Annotated in this window: 24 protein-coding genes; 11 read left to right on the top strand and 13 right to left on the bottom strand. The window is 30.8% G+C overall.

The window, feature by feature from the left end:
- Complete coding sequence (locus tag L8U98_RS05800) at nt 1-564, top strand: hypothetical protein (protein ID WP_263663982.1); 564 nt, start codon at nt 1-3, stop codon at nt 562-564.
- Here the strand turns inward: L8U98_RS05800 and L8U98_RS05795 are convergent.
- Both L8U98_RS05795 and L8U98_RS05790 read right to left on the bottom strand, forming a co-directional pair.
- A complete protein-coding gene (locus L8U98_RS05795; RefSeq protein ID WP_039668212.1) occupies nt 544-729 on the bottom strand; it encodes a hypothetical protein in 186 nt (61 codons plus the stop codon). The two genes, L8U98_RS05800 and L8U98_RS05795, sit on opposite strands and share 21 nt — an antisense overlap.
- Before the next feature lie 8 nt (nt 730-737).
- Nucleotides 738-1,262 (bottom strand): thermonuclease family protein, encoded by a 525-nt coding sequence (locus L8U98_RS05790; protein ID WP_263663983.1) that lies wholly within the window; start codon nt 1,260-1,262, stop codon nt 738-740.
- Nucleotides 1,263-1,315: 53 nt separating this feature from the next.
- Here L8U98_RS05790 and L8U98_RS05785 point away from each other — a divergent pair, with 53 nt between their 5' ends.
- Together L8U98_RS05785 and L8U98_RS05780 are read left to right on the top strand one after the other, a co-directional pair.
- Nucleotides 1,316-2,584: a M20/M25/M40 family metallo-hydrolase gene (locus L8U98_RS05785; protein WP_263725225.1), complete on the top strand. Its 1,269-nt coding sequence runs from the start codon at nt 1,316-1,318 to the stop codon at nt 2,582-2,584.
- Nucleotides 2,585-2,714: 130 nt separating this feature from the next.
- Entirely contained in the window at nt 2,715-4,109 is a 1,395-nt protein-coding gene (locus tag L8U98_RS05780; protein WP_263663985.1) for an anaerobic C4-dicarboxylate transporter, read from the top strand.
- 29 nt (nt 4,110-4,138) lie between these two features.
- Here the strand turns inward: L8U98_RS05780 and L8U98_RS05775 are convergent, their stop codons facing one another.
- From L8U98_RS05775 to L8U98_RS05740, 8 genes are all read right to left on the bottom strand, one after another.
- Nucleotides 4,139-5,989: an aryl-sulfate sulfotransferase gene (locus L8U98_RS05775; RefSeq protein WP_263725224.1), complete on the bottom strand. Its 1,851-nt coding sequence runs from the start codon at nt 5,987-5,989 to the stop codon at nt 4,139-4,141.
- Nucleotides 5,990-6,032: 43 nt separating this feature from the next.
- On the bottom strand, nt 6,033-6,677 hold the full coding sequence (locus L8U98_RS05770) for a thiol:disulfide interchange protein DsbA/DsbL (RefSeq protein ID WP_263725223.1): 645 nt from the start codon (nt 6,675-6,677) through the stop codon (nt 6,033-6,035).
- Between the two features lie 55 nt (nt 6,678-6,732).
- Complete coding sequence (locus L8U98_RS05765; RefSeq protein ID WP_263725222.1) at nt 6,733-9,132, bottom strand: DUF3726 domain-containing protein; 2,400 nt, start codon at nt 9,130-9,132, stop codon at nt 6,733-6,735.
- A gap of 19 nt (nt 9,133-9,151) precedes the next feature.
- Nucleotides 9,152-10,678: a BCCT family transporter gene (locus L8U98_RS05760; protein ID WP_214126123.1), complete on the bottom strand. Its 1,527-nt coding sequence runs from the start codon at nt 10,676-10,678 to the stop codon at nt 9,152-9,154.
- Between the two features lie 9 nt (nt 10,679-10,687).
- A complete protein-coding gene (locus tag L8U98_RS05755; protein ID WP_263725221.1) occupies nt 10,688-11,680 on the bottom strand; it encodes a dipeptidase in 993 nt (330 codons plus the stop codon).
- A gap of 26 nt (nt 11,681-11,706) precedes the next feature.
- Nucleotides 11,707-13,152: an aldehyde dehydrogenase family protein gene (locus L8U98_RS05750; RefSeq protein ID WP_263725220.1), complete on the bottom strand. Its 1,446-nt coding sequence runs from the start codon at nt 13,150-13,152 to the stop codon at nt 11,707-11,709.
- Between the two features lie 18 nt (nt 13,153-13,170).
- On the bottom strand, nt 13,171-13,554 hold the full coding sequence (locus L8U98_RS05745; protein ID WP_263725219.1) for a RidA family protein: 384 nt from the start codon (nt 13,552-13,554) through the stop codon (nt 13,171-13,173).
- Nucleotides 13,555-13,782: 228 nt separating this feature from the next.
- Nucleotides 13,783-14,412, bottom strand: a complete 630-nt coding sequence (locus L8U98_RS05740; protein ID WP_263663994.1) for a GntR family transcriptional regulator — start codon at nt 14,410-14,412, stop codon at nt 13,783-13,785.
- Nucleotides 14,413-14,559: 147 nt separating this feature from the next.
- Between L8U98_RS05740 and L8U98_RS05735 the strand changes: the two genes are divergently transcribed.
- Complete coding sequence (locus tag L8U98_RS05735) at nt 14,560-14,940, top strand: YbgC/FadM family acyl-CoA thioesterase (RefSeq protein ID WP_263725218.1); 381 nt, start codon at nt 14,560-14,562, stop codon at nt 14,938-14,940.
- On the opposite strand, the gene L8U98_RS05730 is transcribed toward L8U98_RS05735, so the two are convergent.
- Genes L8U98_RS05730 through L8U98_RS05720 form a run of 3 tightly spaced genes read right to left on the bottom strand, consistent with a single transcriptional unit; the run spans nt 14,918 to nt 17,216 of the window.
- A complete protein-coding gene (locus L8U98_RS05730; protein ID WP_263725217.1) occupies nt 14,918-16,135 on the bottom strand; it encodes a hypothetical protein in 1,218 nt (405 codons plus the stop codon). The two genes, L8U98_RS05735 and L8U98_RS05730, sit on opposite strands and share 23 nt — an antisense overlap.
- On the bottom strand, nt 16,132-16,743 hold the full coding sequence (locus L8U98_RS05725) for a uracil-DNA glycosylase family protein (protein WP_263663998.1): 612 nt from the start codon (nt 16,741-16,743) through the stop codon (nt 16,132-16,134). Before L8U98_RS05725 ends, L8U98_RS05730 begins: the two co-directional genes overlap by 4 nt.
- Complete coding sequence (locus L8U98_RS05720; protein WP_235362456.1) at nt 16,743-17,216, bottom strand: GNAT family N-acetyltransferase; 474 nt, start codon at nt 17,214-17,216, stop codon at nt 16,743-16,745. Before L8U98_RS05720 ends, L8U98_RS05725 begins: the two co-directional genes overlap by 1 nt.
- 138 nt (nt 17,217-17,354) lie before the next feature.
- Between L8U98_RS05720 and rpmH the strand changes: the two genes are divergently transcribed.
- The 7 genes from rpmH to purL are packed head-to-tail and all read left to right on the top strand — an operon-like array spanning nt 17,355 to nt 24,071.
- Nucleotides 17,355-17,489, top strand: coding sequence for a 50S ribosomal protein L34 (gene rpmH / locus L8U98_RS05715; protein ID WP_012661270.1), 135 nt, complete (start codon nt 17,355-17,357; stop codon nt 17,487-17,489).
- Nucleotides 17,486-17,812, top strand: coding sequence for a ribonuclease P protein component (gene rnpA / locus L8U98_RS05710; protein WP_263664026.1), 327 nt, complete (start codon nt 17,486-17,488; stop codon nt 17,810-17,812). The genes rpmH and rnpA overlap by 4 nt, the downstream gene beginning before the upstream one ends.
- A complete protein-coding gene (gene yidD / locus L8U98_RS05705) occupies nt 17,800-18,183 on the top strand; it encodes a membrane protein insertion efficiency factor YidD (protein ID WP_263664027.1) in 384 nt (127 codons plus the stop codon). The genes rnpA and yidD overlap by 13 nt, the downstream gene beginning before the upstream one ends.
- The gene (gene yidC / locus L8U98_RS05700) at nt 18,147-19,727 is read left to right on the top strand and encodes a membrane protein insertase YidC (RefSeq protein ID WP_263725216.1); all 1,581 of its coding nucleotides are present in this window, start codon (nt 18,147-18,149) and stop codon (nt 19,725-19,727) included. The genes yidD and yidC overlap by 37 nt, the downstream gene beginning before the upstream one ends.
- Nucleotides 19,711-20,556 carry a Jag N-terminal domain-containing protein gene (locus L8U98_RS05695; protein ID WP_263725215.1) on the top strand — a complete coding sequence of 282 codons (846 nt, stop codon included), beginning with the start codon at nt 19,711-19,713 and terminating at the stop codon, nt 20,554-20,556. Before yidC ends, L8U98_RS05695 begins: the two co-directional genes overlap by 17 nt.
- On the top strand, nt 20,553-21,881 hold the full coding sequence (gene mnmE / locus L8U98_RS05690) for a tRNA uridine-5-carboxymethylaminomethyl(34) synthesis GTPase MnmE (protein ID WP_263725214.1): 1,329 nt from the start codon (nt 20,553-20,555) through the stop codon (nt 21,879-21,881). The genes L8U98_RS05695 and mnmE overlap by 4 nt, the downstream gene beginning before the upstream one ends.
- Nucleotides 21,882-21,893: 12 nt before the next feature.
- Nucleotides 21,894-24,071, top strand: coding sequence for a phosphoribosylformylglycinamidine synthase subunit PurL (gene purL, locus L8U98_RS05685; RefSeq protein ID WP_263725213.1), 2,178 nt, complete (start codon nt 21,894-21,896; stop codon nt 24,069-24,071).
- The last annotated feature ends 1 nt before the right edge of the window (nt 24,072 follow it).

The raw sequence follows: 24,072 nt of genomic DNA, 5'->3' as shown, positions 1-24,072 counted from the left end.
ATGGCAAGAACAGTAAGTGCTGTTACTATAGAAGAGCTAATAGACCCTGAAGAATTAAATCGCATTAAATCAGAACTTATCACTTGTCCAGGGATAAATAATGCTTTAGCAGGAAGCATTTCTCATATAGAAAAAAACTTTGCTAAAGGTATCTTAATCACAACCCATGATATGGCAGTAGATGAGCTAGGATTAGTACATAGTGGTTTTGTATTTAACGCGGCAAATTATATAGCTCAAGCTGCAATCAATAAAGAATTTAGCGTCTTAATAGGCTCAAGAAGCTTTTTTTATGCGCCTTTAAAAGTTGGAGATGTTTTAAATCTTGAAGCAAGTGCTCTATTTAGCGATGATTCAAGAAAAAGAGAGGTTAAAGTAGTTGGCTTTGTAAATGATATTAAAATTTTCGATGCATCTTTTCAAGTAATCACCACAGATGATCATATATTTAAATTAAAACAAAGTCAAAGCACAAGCTCTAGCAGTCAAAACCAACAAGAAACCTCCAAGCAAGATGCTACTCCAGAGGAATTAAATGCTGTTTTAAAAGGAATCGGGGGTTAAAGGTAAATCCACCCAATTCTTTGGGCATTCTTTATGGTAAGTCCCGCTTGCATCATAATATTCTTTACAATCATCATAAAAGCGGTTTGAAATTCCTCTTTCATTTACAAAACAACCACCAAAAAATAATGCTAAAAATCCAATGAAAAATATTTTTTTAAACATCTCTTTTCCTATTTTAATCTTATTTGTTTACGCCATTTGTAAGGCTCTATAGGATTTTCATCTACCCATAAACCTTTTTTATTTTCTTTGGCATAATTTTGCTCATTTACATATAAATCACTATAATGTTCATAAGCCCAAGCAAAACCATTTTTAACCATAACTTGATTGATATCTTTATCATTTAAATACACAATGGCTAAAATTCTACCATATTTATCCTCATCTTTTACATTCAAAACCACTTCTTTATTCAAGACAATTGCATTTAAAAATTGCGCAGCCATCTTTCCATAAGCTTGATCACTTTCAGGTGCATCTATACCAAAAAGTCTAATTTTAAGTTTTTCATCTTCAAATTTAGCCTCAATAGTATCCCCATCTACTACACGACTTACTTTAGCATTAATGTATGAGCCACTATCATAATTTAAAATATAAGCAAAAGCAAATAAAAAAAGTGCAATTAAAAATTTCTTTGGATCTTTTAGTAAAGTTATTAGTAGTTTAATTTGCTTTTGAGAAATTTTCATTTAAACCTCATCTATATAAAAATATGCCATAATTACAACAAAAAGGAGATTTTATGCAAGAAATTATACAAAATTTTAAACAAATTACTCAAATACCTCATTGTAGTTTCCATACTGAAGAATTAAAAAATTTTCTTATTGATTTTGCCAAAAGTCAAAATTGCCGAGTAAACGTTGATAAAGCAGGTAATATCCATGCATATAAAGGAAAACCTAAAATTTGTTTACAAAGTCATTATGATATGGTTTGCATGGGAGAGGCTCCTAATATACAAATGTATGAAGAAAATGGATATTTAAAGGCCAAAAACTCGAGCTTGGGTGCAGATAATGGCATAGGAGTATCATTAATGATGCAAGCTTTAAAAGACTTTGAAAATATTGAATGTCTTTTTACCAATGATGAGGAAGTTAGCCTTTGTGGAGCAAATAATCTTACACATGCTTTGATTTCAAACAAACTATTAAATTTAGATCATGAGAGTGATGATGAAGTTGTTATAGGTTGCGCTGGCGGTGTGGATATTTTTGCTAGTTTAAACTTAGAAATAGGCGAAAAAGAAGGTGAATGCTATGAAATAGAAGCAATTGATTTTAAAGGTGGGCATTCAGGGATTGATATTGTTAAAAATATTAAATCTTCTATTAAAGAAGCAAGTTATTTTATCACTCAAAACCAAGGTGAGCTTTGTGAGTTTAACGCAGGTGAGAGAATCAACTCTATACCAAAACATGCTAAAATCATAGCATTTTTTAAAAATCCCCCAAAAGAAAATAATCATTTTAAAGTGAATTATATAGGTAAAATCAAAAGGACATATTATAAAAATTCTCAAATCATTTTAAATCTTATCAATGCTTTTGCGCAAGGTGTTAGAACTTTTAATCATCAATTAAATTTAGTCCAAACAAGTATCAATCTTTCATTAGCTTATGAAAAAGAAGATAAATTTCATTTTGAACTTTTTGCAAGGTCGAATGATTTACAAGAGCTTAAAAATATAGAATTTGAAACCTTAACTTATTTTAAAATGCAAAATTGTGAAGTTGCAAGTGCAAATTTTTATCCGCCTTGGACCAACAAAGATACTAATTTTGGAGAAGAAATTCTAAGTTATTTCAAAAAAGAAAATCCAAACGCCAAGCTTTATACTATACATGCTGGTTTAGAATGTGGTATTATAAGTGAAAAACAACCACTAGAATGTTGCTCCATAGGCCCAAATATCCATAGCCCTCACTCAACAGATGAAAAATGTGAAATAGCTTCTATTGAAAAAATCAGCAAAATTCTTTTTGCTGTCTTAAAAAATTACCAATAAGCAAAAAACCAATATTTTGACAAACAAATTCAAAATATTGGTAAATATTTATTTAAATAAGAAAAAATTTTATTTACTATTAATAAAACTTACACTATACTCTCGCATATTTTAAAAACAAGGAGAGAGTATGGAAATGCTAACTAGCCTTAGCGAAGGCACTCAATTTAGTATCCAACTAGCCGTAGTTCTCATTTGTCTTTTTTATGGGGCAAAAAAAGGTGGTATCGCTCTAGGTTTGTTAGGCGGTATAGGTTTATTAGTTTTAAGTTTTGGTTTTGCTGTAGCACCTGGAAAACCTTCTATTGATGTTATGCTTACCATCTTAGCTGTTGTTGTTGCTAGTGCAACTTTACAAGCTAGTGGTGGTTTAGATGTAATGTTGCAAATTGCAGAAAGAGTTTTAAGAAAAAATCCTAAATTTTTAACCATCTTAGCTCCTTTTGTAACTTGCTTTCTGACCATGCTTTGTGGAACCGGACATGTTGTTTATACTATGATGCCTATTATTTATGACATTGCTATTAAAAATGGCATTCGTCCAGAAAGACCAATGGCTGCTTCTAGCATTTCTTCTCAACTTGGAGTTATAGCAAGTCCTGTTTCAGTTGCTGTTGTAAGTTTAACTGCATTACTTTTAAATCCAGAAATTAATAAACATCCTTTAGCAGGATTTGATGGCTATGTAGATTTACTTGCTATTACTATACCTTCTACTTTAGTGGGCGTTTTAGCTATAGGAATTTTTTCTTGGTTTAGAGGAAAAGATCTTGATAAAGATGAAGAATTTCAAGCTAGAATTAAAGATCCAGAACAAAGAGAATACATCTATGGTGATAGCAAAACTCTTCTTGGACAAAAACTTCCAACTATTCAATGGGTAGCTATGTGGATTTTCTTAGGTGCTATTGCAATAGTGGCTATACTTGGAGCCTTCCCAGAACTTAGACCACAATTTACCTCAAAAGGCGTTACTAAACCTATGAATATGGTTGCAGTAATTCAAATGTTTATGCTTTTAGCAGGTGCAGCACTTATCATCTTTACTAAGCTTGATGCAAGCAAAATTGCAAAAAATGAAATTTTTAAATCAGGTATGATAGCTTTAGTAGCTGTTTTTGGAATTTCTTGGATGGCAGATACTATGTTTGCAGTACACACTCCTATGATGAAAGAATCTTTAGGAAATATTGTTATAGAACACCCTTGGACTTATGCAGTTATGCTTTTATTAATTTCTAAATTTGTTAATTCTCAAGCAGCAGCAATTGCAGCTTTTGTGCCACTTGCATTAGGAATTGGTGTTGAACCAGGTATTATCATTGCTTTTGCAGCAGCTTGCTATGGATATTATATTTTACCAACCTATCCAAGCGATCTTGCAACTATACAATTTGATAGATCAGGTACTACAAAAATAGGTAAATTCGTCATCAATCACAGCTTTATCTTACCAGGTTTAATTGGTGTAATTGTTTCTTGTATAGTGGGTTATTTCTTAGCTTTAGGTGCAGGATATTTATAAAATCAAAGGGCTTGTTTTAAAGCCCTTTTTTATTTAAATGCTTTTTCTAAATCAATAGGCATAGCCTGATAACCAGTACTTGCTCCACTAAAGCGAATTTGTACTGAAGGTTCTTTAGCTCCCCATTTAAACTCATCTATTTCAGGTTTTGGTTCTCCTATAGCAACACCCTTGCTTAAATCAAAAGCCATACCAGCACTAGCACTATAAACCATAATAGAATTTTTATCTTTATAATACTCAACTAAAGAAGTAATAGGCGAAAACCATTTATTACCTCTTTGTTTGCCATATTCCCAAATTTGCTCTACGGTTTTATTTTTTTGATCTATTTTATATACAACCGCTCTTGAATATTTCATCAAAGCAAAAACAGGTTGTGTTATAGCTCTTGCATCGCCATTATCAAAAGCTGTAATGTAAATATATCTTTTATTAGATTTTTCATCTATTCTAAAAGCAGTGTGCTGTGTCCATGTAAAATCAAAGCCACCTTCCTTATTTTTATAACCAGGACATTTGCTATAATCATCTTCACAAATTATATTTTTGCCATTTTTATCAATGGGTTGCAAAAGTGCTTTTTTATACTTTTCTCCCCAGCCCTTATGCGCTCCTAATATCCATTTTACTTTTTTATCACGGCCGATTTTTATAATAGCGCTTTGATGACGACTTGAAATGATAATGCTATCATCACTTGGATCATAATCTACACTATTTACATGAGCCCAGTTACGCCCTACTCCAGTGCCTGCTATATCCCCAAAAATTTCACTTGTATCCATTTTAGCTAATTCTTCATTGCTTAGAGTTTTACCCGCTTTTGAAACATCTACATTTAAACAAACTGCACCTTGATCTAAAACTTTGATAATATTAGCTCTATATGGATCTAAAATTTCAAAAAGCCTCCACTCATCTACCACATTGCCATTTTTATCAACTTCTACTATCACATCACGCACTGAGCGCACATTTTTGCCATCAGGACGCTTAACATTAGCCAAAGCCGCCCTTAAAAGATAATTATCATTTGGCATTTGGCTCATAGAATGAGAAAAATCTATATAAGAAGAAGGTAAAAGGCGGTTAAAAATTTCTCTACCCATTAAATCATATTTTACATATCTTTGACCAAACCCAAAGCTTAATGCCCCATCTGAATTTTGTCTAAAGCCCATCATAATACCACGATTATAAATATTATTTTTATCCATTAGTTTATCATTATCTAAATACCAACGAATTTCACCCTTTGTATCGACAATGAAGGCATTGGAAGCCTCATCCCATTCTAAAGCACCACCACTTGGGTTATTCCATATAGCTTGAGAGCTTTTTGCGCTGTATTTTCCTGGAGTATTATTTACTAGATATAATCTATCTTCAAATTCTTTATCTACTTTAATCACTTCCACTTTTTCAAAAGGTACACCTCTTTGCATAAGACTTCCACTTGGCTCTATATTTACCCCACCTGTTGCTATTTTATATACCTCATCTATTACTTTTTCACTTTTTCCAAAAGCACTTTTAGTATAGCTTACTTTTACTGTGTTTAAATACGATGGATAAAGTCCAAAAATAGGAATTCCTCCATAAGTTTTGATTTTACTAGGGCTAACCTTATAAGATATAGTTTGCCCATTTGGTTTTGGAACTATAGTTACGCTTACATCGCTTAGTTTATACCCTCCATCCATAATCACAGCACTAAGCGGGGATAAACCATAAGGATTGAGCTTTATAGCTCCAATTTTTCCTTGCACCTGATAATCTATCTTAGCCCCACTTGCTCCACCTACAGCTAAAGCTAAATTTGGCGCTAAAACCACGCTAGCTAGCAAGCTTAAGCTGATGATTTTTTTAATTTTCATGCTTATCCTTTATAAGATCAATAACACCTTTAAAATAAAGGTATTATTTAACTGAAAGTTCTTTAACTATACGGATTAGTTCTTCTAAAGAAGTAATGTATTCAGGATTGATTTGATATTTACCATTTACTACAAAAGCAGGTGTGCCGTAATTTCTTGAAATTTCATTAGCCACACCATAAGCAGCTAAAAGCTCTTTGGCTTCTTTAGTTTGTAAAAATTTTTGCAATTCTTCTTTGCTAGCACCGATAACATTTAAACCTATCTTATAAAACAAATCAAGATTATTTAAATTTAACTTTTGCTCAAAATGACTTATAAAATACACATCAGCAAGCTTATAGGTAAGACTTTTTTCGCTAGTAACATCCAAACCTAAGGATTTTTCTTTAAAAGAAGCTAAAGCAAACATCTCATTTAAAGCCCCACCATACTCACTCATAGAACTTACCGAAAAAAGATCATATTTTAAATTTGGCAAAACCTCTTTAACCTTTGCTAAAGTATGAAATTGATGATGAGTGTAGCAATGAATACAACGATAAGAAAATACCTCTATTAGAGAATTTTGCGCATTTGGGATAGGTGTTTTTAAAATAATATACTCTTTACCCTCACTTAACGCATTTGCATTTATAGCAAAACTGAGCGTACAACAAACAATCAAAAAAATATTTTTTAAATTCAATTTTAACTCCTATATCATGATATTGCAATATAATTATATTGCAATATCATAAACATCAGGATTCAACCACACCTCCAGCATCTTTTCTTGATTGCTCACTAGATTGAACCATAATTCCTTTTGTATATTTCAACAGTTCCTCCCATTCTTTCTTTTGTAGTAAGATGCCTTTTTGAACACTCTCTTCGTAATTTTTTTCAATAATATCATGAGAAATACTTACATTCTCATCATTTCTGATTAAAGGATTTTTAGAAATTTCAATATAAAGCGCTCTTTCATCTAAATCACAAGGTATATTTTTCATTAAAATACCTGGAAAATCTTCATTATTTTTTATAAAGTATTCCACATACTGAGATTGCTTTATGTCATACCAATAAGCTTTAACATATAAATTTTTATTTGATAATCTTTTTAACTGAGAATACACAAAACACCTATTATAACATTTTGTAATTTTTATATTTAAAGAATTATATTGATTTAAAAAATCAAGCGCATACGCAATAATAATTTGAATATGACATAATATGCTATGATGATTAAGATCAACACTTAAATACTCATTTGTAATATTTAATGTTATATCTAAATTGTCGCTTTTTAAATAAGGCACAGCTTTAAGAAAATTTGACAATCCATTTAATCCAGCCATTTGCATGTCAATAACCATAGATGCAATTAAATCAGCTTCTCCAAGATTTAATTTTAATCCATTATAAGCTTTAATACAAGCAGCTTTAAGTTCGTTTTTGGAAACATAAACATTATTATTAGATAAATCACAAACACTATGCTTATTTTTTGGCAATAATGGAAACATCCACTCATTAGCATGAATTTCATCCATTAAAGGTGCATTCTGAAACAGTGTCACTTGAACCCATCTATCTGATCTTGGATCATACTTTGTTGCACCAAACATAGACAATTTAGCTCTTAAAAGATGCATAGGCAAAAAGTCTTTTGCTAAAACATTAGCCCTTATATCACCCATTACACAATTTCCCATAGTCCAAACTCTTCTAGCTATAGATGTAAAACAAGGGTTTTCTAATAAAAATTTACTTATATGTAAATAATCATCCTGATTTTTTAAAGCATTGTAAAATTTAACCACTTGCCTAGCAATATCTAAAGGTTGTTCTAGTTCATCTCCATTATCAATACCTCTTACTCCAAGCCTAGGCTCTTCTTTTTCTTCAGATATATACCAAAACCAATAATTATTTTCAGGATTTTCAAAATTAATACCTAAAGCCCAATCATATTTTTTCTCTATTACATTTTTAATTTCAGAAATTTTAACACCAGTAAGTTCTAATGGAGTTTCATCGATTGTCATCATTTTATCGTGTATATCAACTAATTCAGGATACAGTTCTAATAAACACGAAAGTACGATTTCTTGTGCTTCCAAAGAATATTTTTTTGTATATTCTACAAATTCCTCAATAACCATAGAAGCATTTATTTTTGTTTTTATTTCTTTTACTATATAAGAAAGCTCACTTGAAGCTATTTTGTTTAAATTATCTTGCCTTGAATCTATTGTTGTTATTTCTTTAAGATGCAAACTTGCTCTTTTTAAATAATCAATCAATTCTTTAGCCTTACTCATATCAAGCTTTTGTTGCATAACTTTTGACAACGCTAATTCTCTTTGATAAAGCCAATTATCAACAACTTTTGGGTGTTTAATCAAATAAGGAGCCATACCAAGTCCAGTAGCATTTCCCACACCTAAATATCTTTGAATATCTCTATCAAGTTCTACAGCTTTATCTCCACCACGCTGTTTGGCTATATAATTTACCCAATCTAAACTAAATTGCCTTACAATATAAACAGCGCACATTTCAGCAGAAAATGACTGAGAAAAATCTCCATTTTTTTGCAGATTATCAAAATCAGAAATTCCAAATTTTCCACTTCCATATACAGCTGTGGTTCTTAATATATAACCAACTTTAGCTAGTTCATCTAAATCAGGTTGTTTTCCATTAGCTAAAGAATTAACAATATATTCAAAAATTCTTACACTTTTATTAGCCCTTGCTAAAACAAAAGCATTGTTAAAATTTCTACCAGCTTCTTGCAGTGGAACATTTTCTTTTAAAACAGTCAATAATCCACTATCAATTTCTCCATTTACAAAAGTAAAAGTGACATCCCACTTATTTGCTATAACTCTATCATTTCTTTCTTCATCTTTTATATAATTAGCAAATATAACAAGATGATATATTCCATGAGGTGTTCTAACTTGATATATTACATCACCAAATCCTTTATCATCTAAATCCCATAAAATATTTTTTAATACCCATTTTTCTTGAGCAATTTTCCTCATCAAAGTTCTAGTAAAACTAAGTCTAGATGAGTGCATAGAGCCTAGTCTTTCTAAAGACATGACTTCTTGTGGACTTCTTAATTTCATATCATTTTTCATTTTGTCTCCTTTTTTTGTATTAACGTAAATTTTGCTCATCTGCCATTTTAATTGCAATCTGTATAGAGTTCCATAAGGTTGGTAATAATATAAATGAAACAGGCACAGCAGTAATTACTATAAATGATTGTAAAGCCGAAATTCCCCCCTGTCCGATAGATATTAAAATAATTGCCAATACCCCCATTAAAATTCCCCAAAAAGCTCTAAGAAGCTTACTAGGTTCAGTGTTCCCACTAACAATAACACTCATAGTATAAGTCATAGAATCACCAGTTGTAATAATAAAAATAGCTGCTAATATCAAAAATAATGCTGAAATAAATGTTGACAATGGCAATGACTGTGTTATTGCTATTAACGCAGCAGGTATATTAAAACCTTTAAAAGCAGAGCTTATGCTGCCTGGATTTTCTATTTCAAAATACAATCCTGTTCCACCAACAATAGTAAACCAAAACATTGTAATAATTGGTGCGCAAATACTTACAGCTATAATAAGCTCTCTTAAAGTCCTACCTCTTGAAATTCTAGCAATAAAGATAGCCAATACTGGACCATATCCTAAAAACCACCCCCAAAAAAACAAAGTCCAAGATGCAAGCCAAACAGTATCTTCTCTATAAGTAGCCATAGGTATAAAATTTTGTATCAAAGTTCCAACACCTTGAACATAAACATCCAAAATAAATTTTGTAGGACCAAAAATAAAAATAAAAAACATCAAACCTACAGCTAAAATAACATTCCATTTACTAAGAATTTGAATGCCTTTTGCTAAACCTCTAAGTGAAGATATAGTATAAACTAAAATAGCCAAAATAATAATACTCATTTGAGTGATTATATTATCTGGTATTTGAAAAATCATATTTAGTGCATAAGAAATTTGTAAACCTAAAAATCCTATAGGTCCTATAGTACCAGCAGCAACAGCCACAATACAAAAAGCATCTATTAAAGAACCAATCCATCCGTGTATAACTTTATCACCAAAAATAGGATAAAGAATAGTTCTAGGTCTTAAAGGAAGGCCTTTTTCATAGTGTAAATACATTAGCACTATTGTGGTAATAGTTCCAGAAACAGCCCAAGATAAAAAACTCCAATGCATGTAAGATTGCGCTAGAGCTTCTGTGATTTTTTGAAAAATATTACTAGTATTTCCAAATACAGGAGATGGAGAAACAAAATGAGCTATAGGCTCTCCAGCAGCCCAAAAAACACCTCCGCCTGCAAGTAAAGTACACATAATAATAGATATCCATTGAAATGTACTCATTTCAGGATTTTTAATATTACCCAAAACTACGCCGCCTGTTCTTCCCCAACTAAGCCCGATCCCAATAATAAAAGTCAAAAGTAGTAAAATTTGCCAATAAGCACCAAAGTATTTTGCTGAGACATTAAAACCAAACTCAACGATCGCACTAAGTAACTTTGAATCAATTAAAGCTATTACAACAAATATCATCAAAAATCCACTACTACAAATTAAAGTCAACTTATCAATACGAGTATTGTTTTTAGGAGCACTGTTTAACATTTTAACTCCTTAGCAAGTTTGAGCTTTTAAGCCATCTTGTAAAAAATGAAGCCAATTAAGACCCATGATTTTTTTTACATCATTCTCAGAAAACCCATAATTAGTCAATCCTTTATAAATATTATATAAGCCACTAGTATCATTAAACCAAGACACATTTTTAGGCCATGTGGAATTAGTAGCACTACCTTCGCCATAATCTTTTATCTTAGACCATCTACCATTGCGCATCCATTCTAATACATCTAATGGTTGATTTAAACATAAATCACTTCCTATACCTATATGATCAACCCCTATCATATCTGCCAAATCAGCACTCATTTTACAAAAATCATCCAATGCACAATCACTTCCATTTGGCAAATGAAAAGGATATAAAGACAAACCTATCAAACCTTTTCTCTTAGCTAAAGCTTTTATCACCTCATCGCTTTTATTTCGCAATCCATTGTGCGCAAATTTAGGATTAGCATGAGATATACATATAGGGCGAGACGATATGTCAATAGCTTCCAATGTTGATCTATCACTACTATGAGACATATCAACAATCATACCAACCCTATTCATTTCTTCAATCGCTTGTTTGCCAAAGCGAGTGATACCACTGTCGTTTTTTTCATAACAACCAGTAGCCAATAAGCTTTGATTATTATAAGTTAGCTGCATAATCAACAAACCAAGCTGTCTCATAACAGATATTAACCCTATTTCATCATCAATCAAAGAACAATTTTGCGCTCCAAAAAAAATCCCTACCTTATTTTGAGCTTTTGCTTTTAAAATATCTTCGCTTGAAAAAACAGGCAATATATATTCGTTAAATTCTTCAAAAAATCTATGCCACTGGGCAAATCTAGTGAGTGTTTCTCTAGCATTTTCATGATATACTAAAGTAACATGCACAGCACTAACACCACTTGATTTTAAAAATTTAAAATATTCTTTATCCCATTTGCAATATTGCAAACCATCTATAATGATATCTTTCCCAAACATAACCACCTCCTTTTTGTAAACAACATTTAATAAGCTTTTACATAAGTTGTTTTTACAACTGTGTAAAATTCCTTCGCATAAGAACCTTGCTCTCTTGGACCAAAGCTAGATTCTTTTCTGCCTCCAAAAGGCACATGATAATCTGTTCCAGCTGTAGGAAGATTAATCATAACACAACCACTTTTTGCTTCTTTTTTAAATATGTTTGCATTTTTTAAACTTGATGTTACAATCCCTGAAGTCAATCCAAAACGAGTACCATTATTAAGCGCAACAGCTTCTTGTAAATCTTTTGCTTTAATCACACATGCTAATGGAGCAAAAATTTCTTCCTGATTAATATCCCAATCATTTTTAGTATTAATAAATAAAGTAGGAGACATATAGTAACCATTTTTATCAAGTGATAATTTTTCACCACCAAATACCAATTCCGCTCCAAGATCTTTAGCTCTTTGAACCCATTTGAAATTAGATTCAAATTGTTTATTATCGGCTACTGGTCCCATAAAAATTCCATCATCTAAGCAATGGCCAACCTTTAATGTTTTCATTCTAGAAACCATTTTCTCAACAAAAGTATCGTGAATACTTTCCATAACAATCAAACGAGAACTTGCTGTGCATTTTTGACCAGTACCCGAAAAAGCTCCTGCAATAGCACACTCAACAGCAAGATCAAGATCTGCATCATCCATAATAACTAAGGCATTTTTACTACCCATTTCTAATTGACATTTAACAAAATTTGCAGCCGTAGCACGTGCTATTTTTCTACCAACATCAACAGATCCAGTAAAAGAAAGTGCGTTGATATTTCTAGAATTAATAATAGTCTCACCAACTTCCCCACCACTACCTAAAACTAAATTAAATACACCACTTGGCAATCCATGCTCATGAATAATCTCAGCCAAAGCTACAGCAGAAGCTGGAGTGGTATTAGCTGGCTTCCATACTATACTATTACCAAAACAAAGAGCAGGAGCTATTTTCCAAGAAGCTGTTGCGATAGGGAAATTCCAAGGAGAAATAATACCAACAACACCAACAGCTTCTCTTGTAATCTCAACATCAACACCACTTCTTACAGATGCTGCATTTTCCCCAATTTGCCTTAATACTTCAGCTGCATAATATTGAAAAAATTGACCTGATCTAAACGCTTCTCCTTTTCCTTCTATTTTTGTTTTTCCTTCTTCTAAGGATATAATTTTTCCAATCTCATCGCTTCTATTCATTAAAGATTCACCGATTTTATAAAGCAATTTTGCCTTTTCTTCTAAAGGAGTTTTTTCCCAAGAAACTTGAGCCTCTTTAGCAGCATCAATAGCTAGCTCTACTTGTTTTTTATCAGCCTGTGCTACATCCCCTAGATCATTATCAATATCAGATGGATTAATATTTTTTATAGTATTAACACCCTCTACCCATTGACCATTAATATATAAACCCTTAGTACAATCTAACATTTTATCTCCTTTATAATTTTAATTATGAGTTTGCGCATAAACTACAAATTCAACCAGCATTTCTTCTCTAGCCAAACCAGAAACAATAAATGCAGCTCTATTTGGATAAACTGTATTGAAATAGTTTGAATATACCGAATTTACAAATTTTAAATCTTCTCTTTTTGTAACATAAATTAAAATCTGTAACACATCATCTAATTTAGAACCAGCACATTCTAAAGTATGAATAAGATTTGAAAAAACTTGCTTGGTTTGCGCTTCTATACCACCAGTAACAACCTCTCCATTTTTATCAATAGGAATTTGTGCTGTATATAAAATATTATTTGATACAACCGCCCATTCTAATGGAGATTTTGAGGGGAATAATTTTGTTTTAACCGCTATTTTACTTGACATACAACTCCTTTTTGTATTGTTATATTTTCAAGTCTATAGGAAAAAAACTTAATAAATACTTAATGCCGACAATAAATATATTATATATTTTCTTACCTTGAAAAAACATGTAAATATGTGAATATTGGTAAATATATTTAAAAGATATCCCTATGATTAAAACATCAAATAAGTTAGTAAGGTAGTTTTAGTTGTAAAATTGAATATATACTTATTTATATGATTATATCAAATCAAATATTGTTTAACAAAATTCTCAAAATAATCAATAATGTCATCAACATATTCCAAAGCTTTTTCTGTGTTTTTTTGATACACAGCTTTTAATATATTCTTGTGTTTTTCTTTTACAATATCATGTTGACTATTTTGAGCATAGCGATACCAAAATCTCCTTGAAATCCCTTGCACGTTTCTCAATTCTTCGTAAATAAAATAATTTTTAGAAGCTTTAGCTAATACATCTTGTCTTTTATCAAGCCATGATAAAAAATTTATTTCATCATAATTTTCAATTTCATTTAAAAGTTCATTTATAGCTTTTTTATCATCCTCAGTAAGTCTTTTTATAGCACATTCTATACAAAGTTTCAAAATAACTCTTCTTACTTCCAAAAGTTGCATTTGTAAAGAAGCATTCATTTGTGGAACCATTATTCCTGCTTTTGATATATTCACCAAATAACGTTTTGAAAGCAACAATAATGCTTCTCTTACAGGCGTACGTCCAACATCAAGCATATTTGCTATGCCCTGTTCTGTCAAAATACTACCAGGTTCTATTTCACAAAAAACTATTCTTCTTTCTAATTCATCATATACTTGTTCGGCTAAAGTTTTATTTTTCACTTTTTTCATGTAATTTCCAAATATAAAATAAAAATTATAGAATAATATCTAATTATTAATGTATTTAAGACAGAATATTAATGATTAAAATTCATATTTGATATTCAATTTACTTTAAATATAATGTATTATAAAAAACAAAAAAAAGGATTTTAAATGCAAATACGAATTTATTATGAAGATACCGATGCAGGTGGAGTGGTATATCATAGCAACTACTTAAAATTTTGCGAAAGAGCAAGAAGTGAGATATTTTTTCAAAAAAATGCAAAAATTTTTGACAAAAGCACAGGACATTTCCTACTTACTAAAGCAAATTGTAACTTTTTAAAACCAGCCAAACTTGGAGATCTTATAGAAGTAAAAACATTTATCGCAAAACTTAAAAAAGCCTCAGTTTGTATAAAACAAGAGATTTACAAAGATAGCACCAAGCTTTTTGAGGCTGATTTTACCCTAGCTTTTTTAAAAAATGAAAAAGTAGCCCCTATAGATGAGGCTATAGCTAAGATTTTTACTGATTTTGCAAAGGAGTAAAACCTAAGCCTTGCGAGCGAATGATTTTAACCTTATAGTCAAATTGATTATCATTTAAACTCTCATCGAAAATTCTTTGAGAGTCTTTATCTAAAAACTGCGTATAAAAATAATCAAGCCCCACGCTAGTTGCATACGCTATCCAGTTGTAATTAATATTTTGCGAAAAAAGCTCATTAAGATAGCTTAGAGTTTGATCCTCATTAGAAATGGAATTTGCTAGTAAAAGTTTTTTTCTATCATTAATTTGCGTTAGGCTTAGCAAAATAGGATTATAATTAATCTGAGTTGATAATAGCACAAAAGGTTCTATATCATAAGTTCTTATTTGCGAGCTTATAAGCGCTGTTTTAATCAAAGAAGTATTTAAGATAATACTAGAATCTTGAAAACTTCTATTTTGATTTAAAATACTTCTAAAATCAAATTTAGAACTATTAATAGTATAAATTTTTTCACTACCATTACCTGTGTTTAAAACATTCTCATCTAAGCGATTTGCCAAAGGTGTTCCATCTGAAAAAATAATATTTTTACCATTTGAATATTCTAAAAGTTTTTGAATTTGTTTTTGATAGTCTATACTTCCAAAATACACATTTTCATTTTGCGTATCAAAATTTCTTTTATGTGCAGTAGGAATAAAAACTTTTACATTTAAATCAAGGCTTTCTTTTAATAAATTTTTCACACCTTTATCTGTAAAACCTGCGATGATGTAATTAAATTTCTCATCTTGAGCTTGCTTAAAAGCTTTAGTTATCTTGTTCTCATCTTCTGTGCCTATTAAAAACACCTTTACTTTTATTTGCGCTCTTTGTCTTAATAAATACGCTATGCTTGAGTTTATAATAGTATTAGAATAACTTTTAATCGTTTGCTCAGGTATAATAATAGCTAATTTTACACTAGCATTTTTTTGAATTCTTTTTTCAAAATCTATGATGGAATTTAAAAGTTTAGTATAGATATTAACCAAAAGTTCATTTGCATTATCATTGTTAAATCTTGATAAGAAATTGAAATAAAGTCCTGTTTCTAACAAAGTAAATAAACAATCATTATCACAATTTTGAAATTCTAAATTAGGATAAAAAGACTCACTAGGTTCTATGGGCGATGGTTTTTGCTCTTTCGCAAAAGCACTTAAAGTTAAAACAAAACTCATCATCAAACAAACTAAACTTTTTCTCATAAATAACCTTTTATTTTTTTAATATCTTCTATAAATTCAGCATAAAAGCTAGGATTTTTACTCAAAAAATTCAAATCATAACTTGGCAAAAGCAAAGCATTATTAAAACGCATACATTGCCCTTTGTATTTTTGAAAGTTCTCAAAACCCAAACTTACAAAAGCTTCTTGACCAAGACATAAAATAATCTTTGCTTTTACAAAATCAAGCTCGTTATAAAAATACGGCAAGCATAATTTTAGTGCTTGATCATCTATTTTAAAATTACTAAAACATTTAAACATATAAGAAAAATATATCTCATCTTCTTTTAAATTTAAAAGCTCTTTGCATAATCTTAAAAACTCTTGTTTGTTTTTAGAAGCAAAAAACTTTCCACTTTCGTTTTCTTCTTTATCAATAAAAGCTTGATAAATCAGAATTTTAGCATTTTTGGCTTCTTTTTCTATTAAACTATACTTTCTTAATTTAGAAAAATGACAAAGATTGCAAGTTTTTACTCTTTCGTTTAATTCTTTAAAACTTAAGTTAAAATGTCTAATTTGCTTTTGTTCATCAAAGTATTCATAACCAAAAGCTTTTAGATAATACAAACTGCGTTTATTCATCACATCAATGCTTCTAAATTTTCACCCTCTAAACGATAAGTTCTCCACTCACTCATATGTCTTGCATTTAACTTGGTATAAAATTCAATCCCCAAATCATTATCATTTAAACAAACCCACTCTAAGCGTTTAAGATTTTTTTCTTTGCAAATTTGCGCTAGATATTTAAAAACAGCTCTAGCATAACCTTTTTTTCTATATTTTGGCTGTATGTAAATATCTTCTAGGTATAATCCACCCAAACCCCAAAAAGATGAAAAAGTAAAATAATACATCACATAGCCTATTATCTCACCATCAACCTTTAGGCTCAAAGCCTTAGCATATTCATGTTTAAAAAATGATTCTTCAAGTTCTTTGCTTGTGCATTTTACATCTTCAAGCATATTTTCATGAATAGCAAGTTCTTTGAGTAATTCTAAAATTTTTTCCAAATCTTCTTTTTTACTCTCACAAATTTCAAAAGCCATTATTTTTCCTTAGTTTACAAAATAAAATCAAAATTTAGCAAAAAGTTTTAAAATAACTCTTAATTAAAAGCAGATTTAAGTAAGATTTTGCTAACATACTCGCTTATTATTTTGTTTTTTATTTTAAGTTAAGGAAAAAATATGAAAAGAACATATCAACCACATAAAACTCCTAAAAAAAGAACTCACGGCTTTCGTGTACGCATGAAGAGCAAAAATGGTCGCAAAGTGATCAATGCTAGACGTGCTAAAGGTAGAAAAAGATTAGCGGTATAAAAGATTTTCTAAGTATTAACGACTTAGGAGAGTTTGCAGCAATTTATAAAGAAGGTAAAAAATGGCATTGCGAAGGCATGATCATCTTTTACTCTTTAAGCGAAGAAAAAAAATTCGCCGTTGTTGCTAGTAAAAAAGTTGGAAAAGCTGTTATAAGAAATAGAGCCAAAAGGCTCTTAAGATCAGCTTTTTTTCAGGTTAAAAATCAAGTTGAAAACGGAAAATACATACTTGTAGCTAAAACAAGTATCACTGAAATTCCTTTTTTAAAATTAGAAAAAAACTTGAAATGGGGTTTGAAAAAAATAGGATGCATAAAATAGTTTGTCTAAAATTTATCAGATTTTATCAACTCTTTATCAGTCCTTTTAAACCACAATGCTGTAGGTATTACCCAAGTTGCTCTGAATATGCCTTATGGCAATTTAAAAAAAATAATATTTTTAAAGCATTTGGTGCAGTTTTTTTAAGAATTTTAAAATGCAATCCGTTTTTTAAAGGTGGTATTGATTATCCTAAAATACGCAAGAATAATCTAAACTCAGGTATATGTTTTAAACCTAGTTTTAATGCTTTAAAACAACTCAATTATCTTTATATCCCTTGCAACGATAATCAATTTTTTTTAATTAAGATTATATTTCCAAAGGACAATCCGTGTCAGAAAATTTATCTCAACAAAAACGCATATTAATTGCTGTTGTATTATCATTTTTATTTTTTGTAGTTTATGATTATTTTTTTATCCCTAAAGCTCCACAAACTGAGCAAAATATCACTCAAATAGAACAAAACAACTCAGCTCCACAAAGCACTACAAGTACTAATTCTCAAGCTCCAAAAACAGAACTTAGTGTTAATCAAAAAGAAGAAATAGCAGTTGTTAAAAGTGAACATTTTGAAGCACATATTGACTCTTTAGGTAGGATAGCTAAATTTTATCTAAGTGATGAAAAATACAAAGATGAAAATGGCAAAAGTATTAATCTAGTAGATACTTCTTTATCACCTTTACCATTAGAAATAAGATTTAGTGATACAAAAATCAATCAAGAGGCATTTAATACACCATATACCACAAGTCAAAAAACTATCAATGTCAGTGATGAAAACACAACCTTAATCCTTACTCAAAATTTAAATGATTTAGTAGTAACTAAAAAAATCACTTTCCATAAATATGGAAACTATGATTTAGAGGTTAATCTAAGCAAAGACGCGGCTTATTTTATCACTCCAGGTTATCGTCCAAATATAGCAGTTGATAGCTATACAGTACATGGGGTTTTAATCTTAGATAAAGATGATAAAATCACAATGTTAGAAGATGGCGATGTAGAAAATGATGAAAGTTTTTCTAATGTAACCCTTATGGCGGCTTCAGATCGCTATTATAGTGCTTTCTTTTATAATTTTGAAAAACCACTCAATGCTGTAGTTACTAAAGATAATCACGAAAATTCTATCGTTTTTGCAAGTGCGACAAATACTTTTAAAGCAAGCGGTTATGTTGGCTCAAAAGAGCATGAAATTTTAAGAAGCATTCATGCGGATTTAGATGATGTTGTGGAATATGGTTGGTTTACTTTTATAGCCAAGCCTATGTTTGAATTTTTAAATTTTTTACATGGCTACATGGGTAACTGGGGTTGGGCCATTGTAGTAATGACTTTAATTGTGCGCATTATTCTTTTCCCACTTACTTACAAATCAATGATTTCTATGAATAAACTCAAAGATCTAGCGCCTAAAATGAAAGAAATCAGAGAACGTTATAAAGGCGATCCGCAAAAGATGAATTTGCACATGATGGAACTTTATAAAAAACATGGTGCAAATCCTATGAGCGGATGTTTACCAATACTCATTCAAATTCCAATTTTCTTTGCAATTTATAGAGTTTTACTAAATGCTATAGAGCTAAAAGCTGCACCATGGGCTTTTTGGATTACAGATTTATCTGTGATGGATCCATGGTTTATCTTACCTATATTTATGGGTCTAACTATGTTTATCCAACAACTTATCACACCAATGGCCATACAAGATCCTATGCAAGAAAAGATTATGAAATTTTTGCCATTAATTTTCACTTTCTTCTTCTTAACCTTCCCAGCAGGTTTAACTTTATATTGGTGTGTAAATAATATATGCTCACTTATTCAACAAGTGATTGTAAATAAACTTTTCAAAAACCACAAAAAAGAGGAAATAGCTAAACATGAACATAGAAGCTAAAGACTTACAAACTGCACTCATAGAAGCCTCAAAACAACTTGAGTGCTCTGTGATTGATCTAGAATATGAAGTTATTCAACATGCTAAAGCAGGATTTTTTGGTTTATTTAGAAAAAATGCTATTATTTGTATTAAAGGATACAAAAAAACCAAAAAACCTCATCAAGAAAAAGCTAAAAAAAATCAAAACGAGAATTTTAGCAAACATTCACAAAAAAATCTTGAAAAAAATGAACACTACAAAGAACACAGAGAAAGTTTTCAAAAACCACTTGAAGCCAATGCTCCAACTAAAGAACATTATAAAGTAAAAAATGATGCTATTTTTGATTCATTTCATAAAGAATCACCAGAAGAAAAAAATATCGCTTCTTATATTGATGAGATAAAAATTTCACTAGAAAATTTACTGGCAACTTTTGATTTTGATATCAAGGTTGTACAAGTTAGTGTTTGGGACGAAAATTGTGTATTGATAAAACTTGATGGAGAAGATGCAGCTTTACTTATAGGCAAAGAAGCCCATAGATATAAGGCTTTTTCATATTTACTTTATAACTGGCTTAGCGCTAAATATAAAATTCAGCCAAGACTAGAAATCGCTCAATTTTTAGAAAATCAAACCCAAGCTATAGAAAATTATTTAAAAATTCTTATAGAAAAAGTAGAGAGTACAGGAAGAGTCCAAACAAAGCCTTTAGATGGAATTTGGCTAAAACTTGCATTAGAAAAATTAAGAGAACGTTTTCCTGATAAATATGTAGCTATTAAACAAAATGACGATCAAAGATACATCGTTGTAAATGATTTTTTGAAGAAAAATGAATGAATGACACTATAGCTGCTATAGCCACAGCCCATGGAGTGGGCTCTATAAGTATCATTAGAGTAAGTGGGGAGAAAGCTTTAGAGCTTGCATTGAAAATTACCCACAAAAAAGAATTAACGCCCCGCTATGCACACTTGTGCAAACTTTATAAAAACAACAATGACTTCTTAGATGAAGCTTTAGTGATTTATTTTAAAGCACCCTACTCTTTTACAGGAGAAGATATAGTAGAATTTCAACTTCATGGGGGTTTTTCTTTGAGTGAAATTTTACTTGATGAGCTTATTTTAGCAGGAGCGCGTCTTGCTAGCCCTGGAGAATTTAGCAAAAGAGCTTGTTTAAATGGCAAAATGGATCTTTTAAAAGCTTTAAGTATACAAGATGTCATCATGTCAAAATCAACAAGTGCTGCAAATATCATAGCAAAAAACATTAAAGGTGATTTAAGTAAATTTTTAAATACCATTAGAATGGATCTTGTTCAAACCCTTGCTTTTGTAGAAACTAGTATTGATTATGCAGATGATGACTTACCACAAGATTTACTTGATCAAATCATTACCATGTGTGAAAAAAATTCAAAACTTTTACGCGATATAGTAGATATTTCTTTAAGTAAAAAAGGACTTATAGAAGGCTTTAAAGTTGCTATTATCGGTAAGCCAAATGCAGGAAAAAGCTCCTTATTAAATTCACTTTTAGCTTTTGATAGAGCTATTGTTTCGAATATTGCAGGCACCACAAGAGATCGTATCGAAGAAAGTTTAAAAATAGGTTCACATTTAATCAAAATCATCGACACAGCAGGTATAAGAAATGCAGATGATGAGATAGAAAAAATCGGAGTTAACTTAAGCTATGAAAGTATTAAAGAAGCAGATATTATCATAGCTGTTTTTGATGGATCTAAAGAATTTGAAGAAGAAGATGAGCGTATTTTACAAGCTTTAAAAGATTGTGATAAAAAAATCATTTATGTTTTAAACAAAAGTGATCTAGCCACCAAATTTAAACATGAAATTAGCACTTCTTGTATACGCATTTGCGCCCAAGAAAACACCCAAGCCATTAAGGAAAGTTTAAATGAATACTTAAATACTTTAGATGGTGATGGAATGCTAATTAGCAATACCTTAATACTCAATGCTTGTAAAAATGCTAGCGAAGCTATTTTGCGCGCAAGAGATTTATTAAAAGAAAGTTCTTTAGAGCTTTTTGCTTTTGAATTAAATTTAGCCATAGGAGAGATAGCTCAATTTACAAAAGATTTTGAAAGAGATGAAATTTTAGATGCTATGTTTAGTAATTTTTGTTTAGGAAAATAAAAAGGAGAGAAAATGGATAAAGAAATTATAAAACAACACAAAATTAGCGACGAGGAATATCAAGAAATTTTAAATATATTAGGTAGAGAACCTAATTTGCTAGAGCTTGGAGTTATTTCTGCTATGTGGAGTGAGCATTGCTCATATAAATCAAGCAAAAAATACCTTAATGGCTTTCCGACCAAAGCTCCTTGGGTGATCCAAGGTCCTGGCGAAAACGCTGGAGTAATAGATATAGGCAAAGGAATGGCAGCTGTATTTAAAGTAGAAAGTCATAATCACCCAAGCTTTATAGAGCCATTTGCAGGTGCAGCAACAGGTGTGGGTGGAATTTTACGCGATGTTTTTACCATGGGCGCAAGAGTTGTTGCAGGTATGAATTCTTTAAAATTTGGTAATATCCATGATGAAAAAATAGGCAAACATCAAAAATATTTAGTTAAAGGTGTAGTAAGTGGAATTTCACACTATGGTAATTGCATGGGTGTACCTACCATAGGTGGAGAATGTGCTTTTGATGAGTGCTTTAACGGAAATATCTTAGTTAATGCTTTTGCACTTGGAACTTGCAAAATCGAAGATATTTTTTATGCAAAAGCTGAAGGTATAGGCAATCCTGTAATTTATGTGGGTTCAAAAACTGGTCGCGACGGGCTTGGCGGAGCTGTAATGGCAAGTGATAGCTTTAATGAATCTAGTAAAAGCTTAAGACCAACCGTGCAAATTGGCGATCCATTTGCTGAAAAATTGTTAATGGAAGCTTGTTTAGAACTTTTCAAAACTGATTATATAGTTGGAATTCAAGATATGGGTGCAGCAGGACTTACTTCAAGCTCTTTTGAAATGGCAGGACGCAGTGGTAGCGGTATGAAACTTTATCTTGACAAAACCCCTATGAGAGAAGAAGGTATGACTCCTTATGAGTTAATGCTAAGTGAATCTCAAGAAAGAATGCTAATTTGTGCCAAAAAAGGCTATGAAGAAAAAGTTATTGAAATTTTTAACAAATGGGGGCTTGATGCAGCTATTATAGGTGAAGTTACCGATACTGGCAAAATGGAACTATTTTGGCATGATGAATTAGTTGGCTTAATCCCTATTGAACCGCTAAGTGAAAAAGCACCTATACTTGATAGACCTGTGGCTAAACCAAAATACTTAGATGAGATAAAAAACTATCAATTTAAGCTCAACATTCCTACCCAAGAAGCATTTGAAAAACTCCTTGCAGATGAAAATGTTAGCAATAAAGCTTATATTTATGAGCAATTTGACTCAAGCGTACAAACTAATACTTTAAAAAGCAATGGAGCTTTAGGAGCCAATAGCATTAGAATCAAAGAAAACAATTGCTTACTTTCTATGGCCATTGAGTGTAACTCAAGATTAAACTATGTAAATCCAAAAATCGGCGCAGCAGCAGCTGTTGCAAGTGCAGGAAGAAAAATAGCATGCTCAGGAGCTAGACCTTTAGCAATTAGCGATTGTTTAAATTATGGTAACCCACAAAACCCCGAAGTAATGTGGCAATTTGCCCAAGGTTGTGAAGGTATTAAACTCGCTTGTAAAGAACTCAATACACCTGTAGTAAGCGGAAATGTTTCTTTATATAATGAAACCGATGGAGTAAGTATTTTTCCAAGTCCAACCATAGCTTGTGTTGGAGTAAATGAAAAAGCAGAAAATGTTTTAAAATCATATTTTAGTAAAGATACTAGCGCTATTTATCTACTTGGAGAAAGCAAAGGTAATTTTGGAGGATCTTTAATTACTAAAGTGCTAGATCAAAAAGTAGCAGGAGAGCTTGAAGATATAGATTTTAACGCAGAATTAAAACTATGGGATTTCCTATTAAAAGCAAACGAAGCAAAATTACTTGATTGTGCTAATAGCATAGGTATAGGTGGTCTTGCTATTACCTTAGCTAAAATGAGTGCAAAGGCAAATTTAGGTATTGAAATAAAAACTAATTTTGAAGATAAGAGTTTTATTTTCGAAGAAAGTCCAACAAGAGTTATAGTTGGTGTTAAAAATGAAGAAAAATTTATCAAATTTGCAAATGAAATGGGAATTAAATTTACAAAACTTGGAAATTTAACTGAAAAAGATTTCATTTTAGATGATATTAAGATATCTTTAGCAAAACTACAAACAATTTATTTTGATAAATTTAATGAGTATTTAGGATAAA

This window comes from Campylobacter sp. RKI_CA19_01128, from assembly GCF_025771175.1.
In the GTDB taxonomy this organism is placed as follows: Bacteria; Campylobacterota; Campylobacteria; order Campylobacterales; family Campylobacteraceae; genus Campylobacter_D.
The sequence above is the reverse complement of the archived record's forward strand: the minus strand, read 5'-3'. Positions and strand labels throughout refer to the sequence as shown.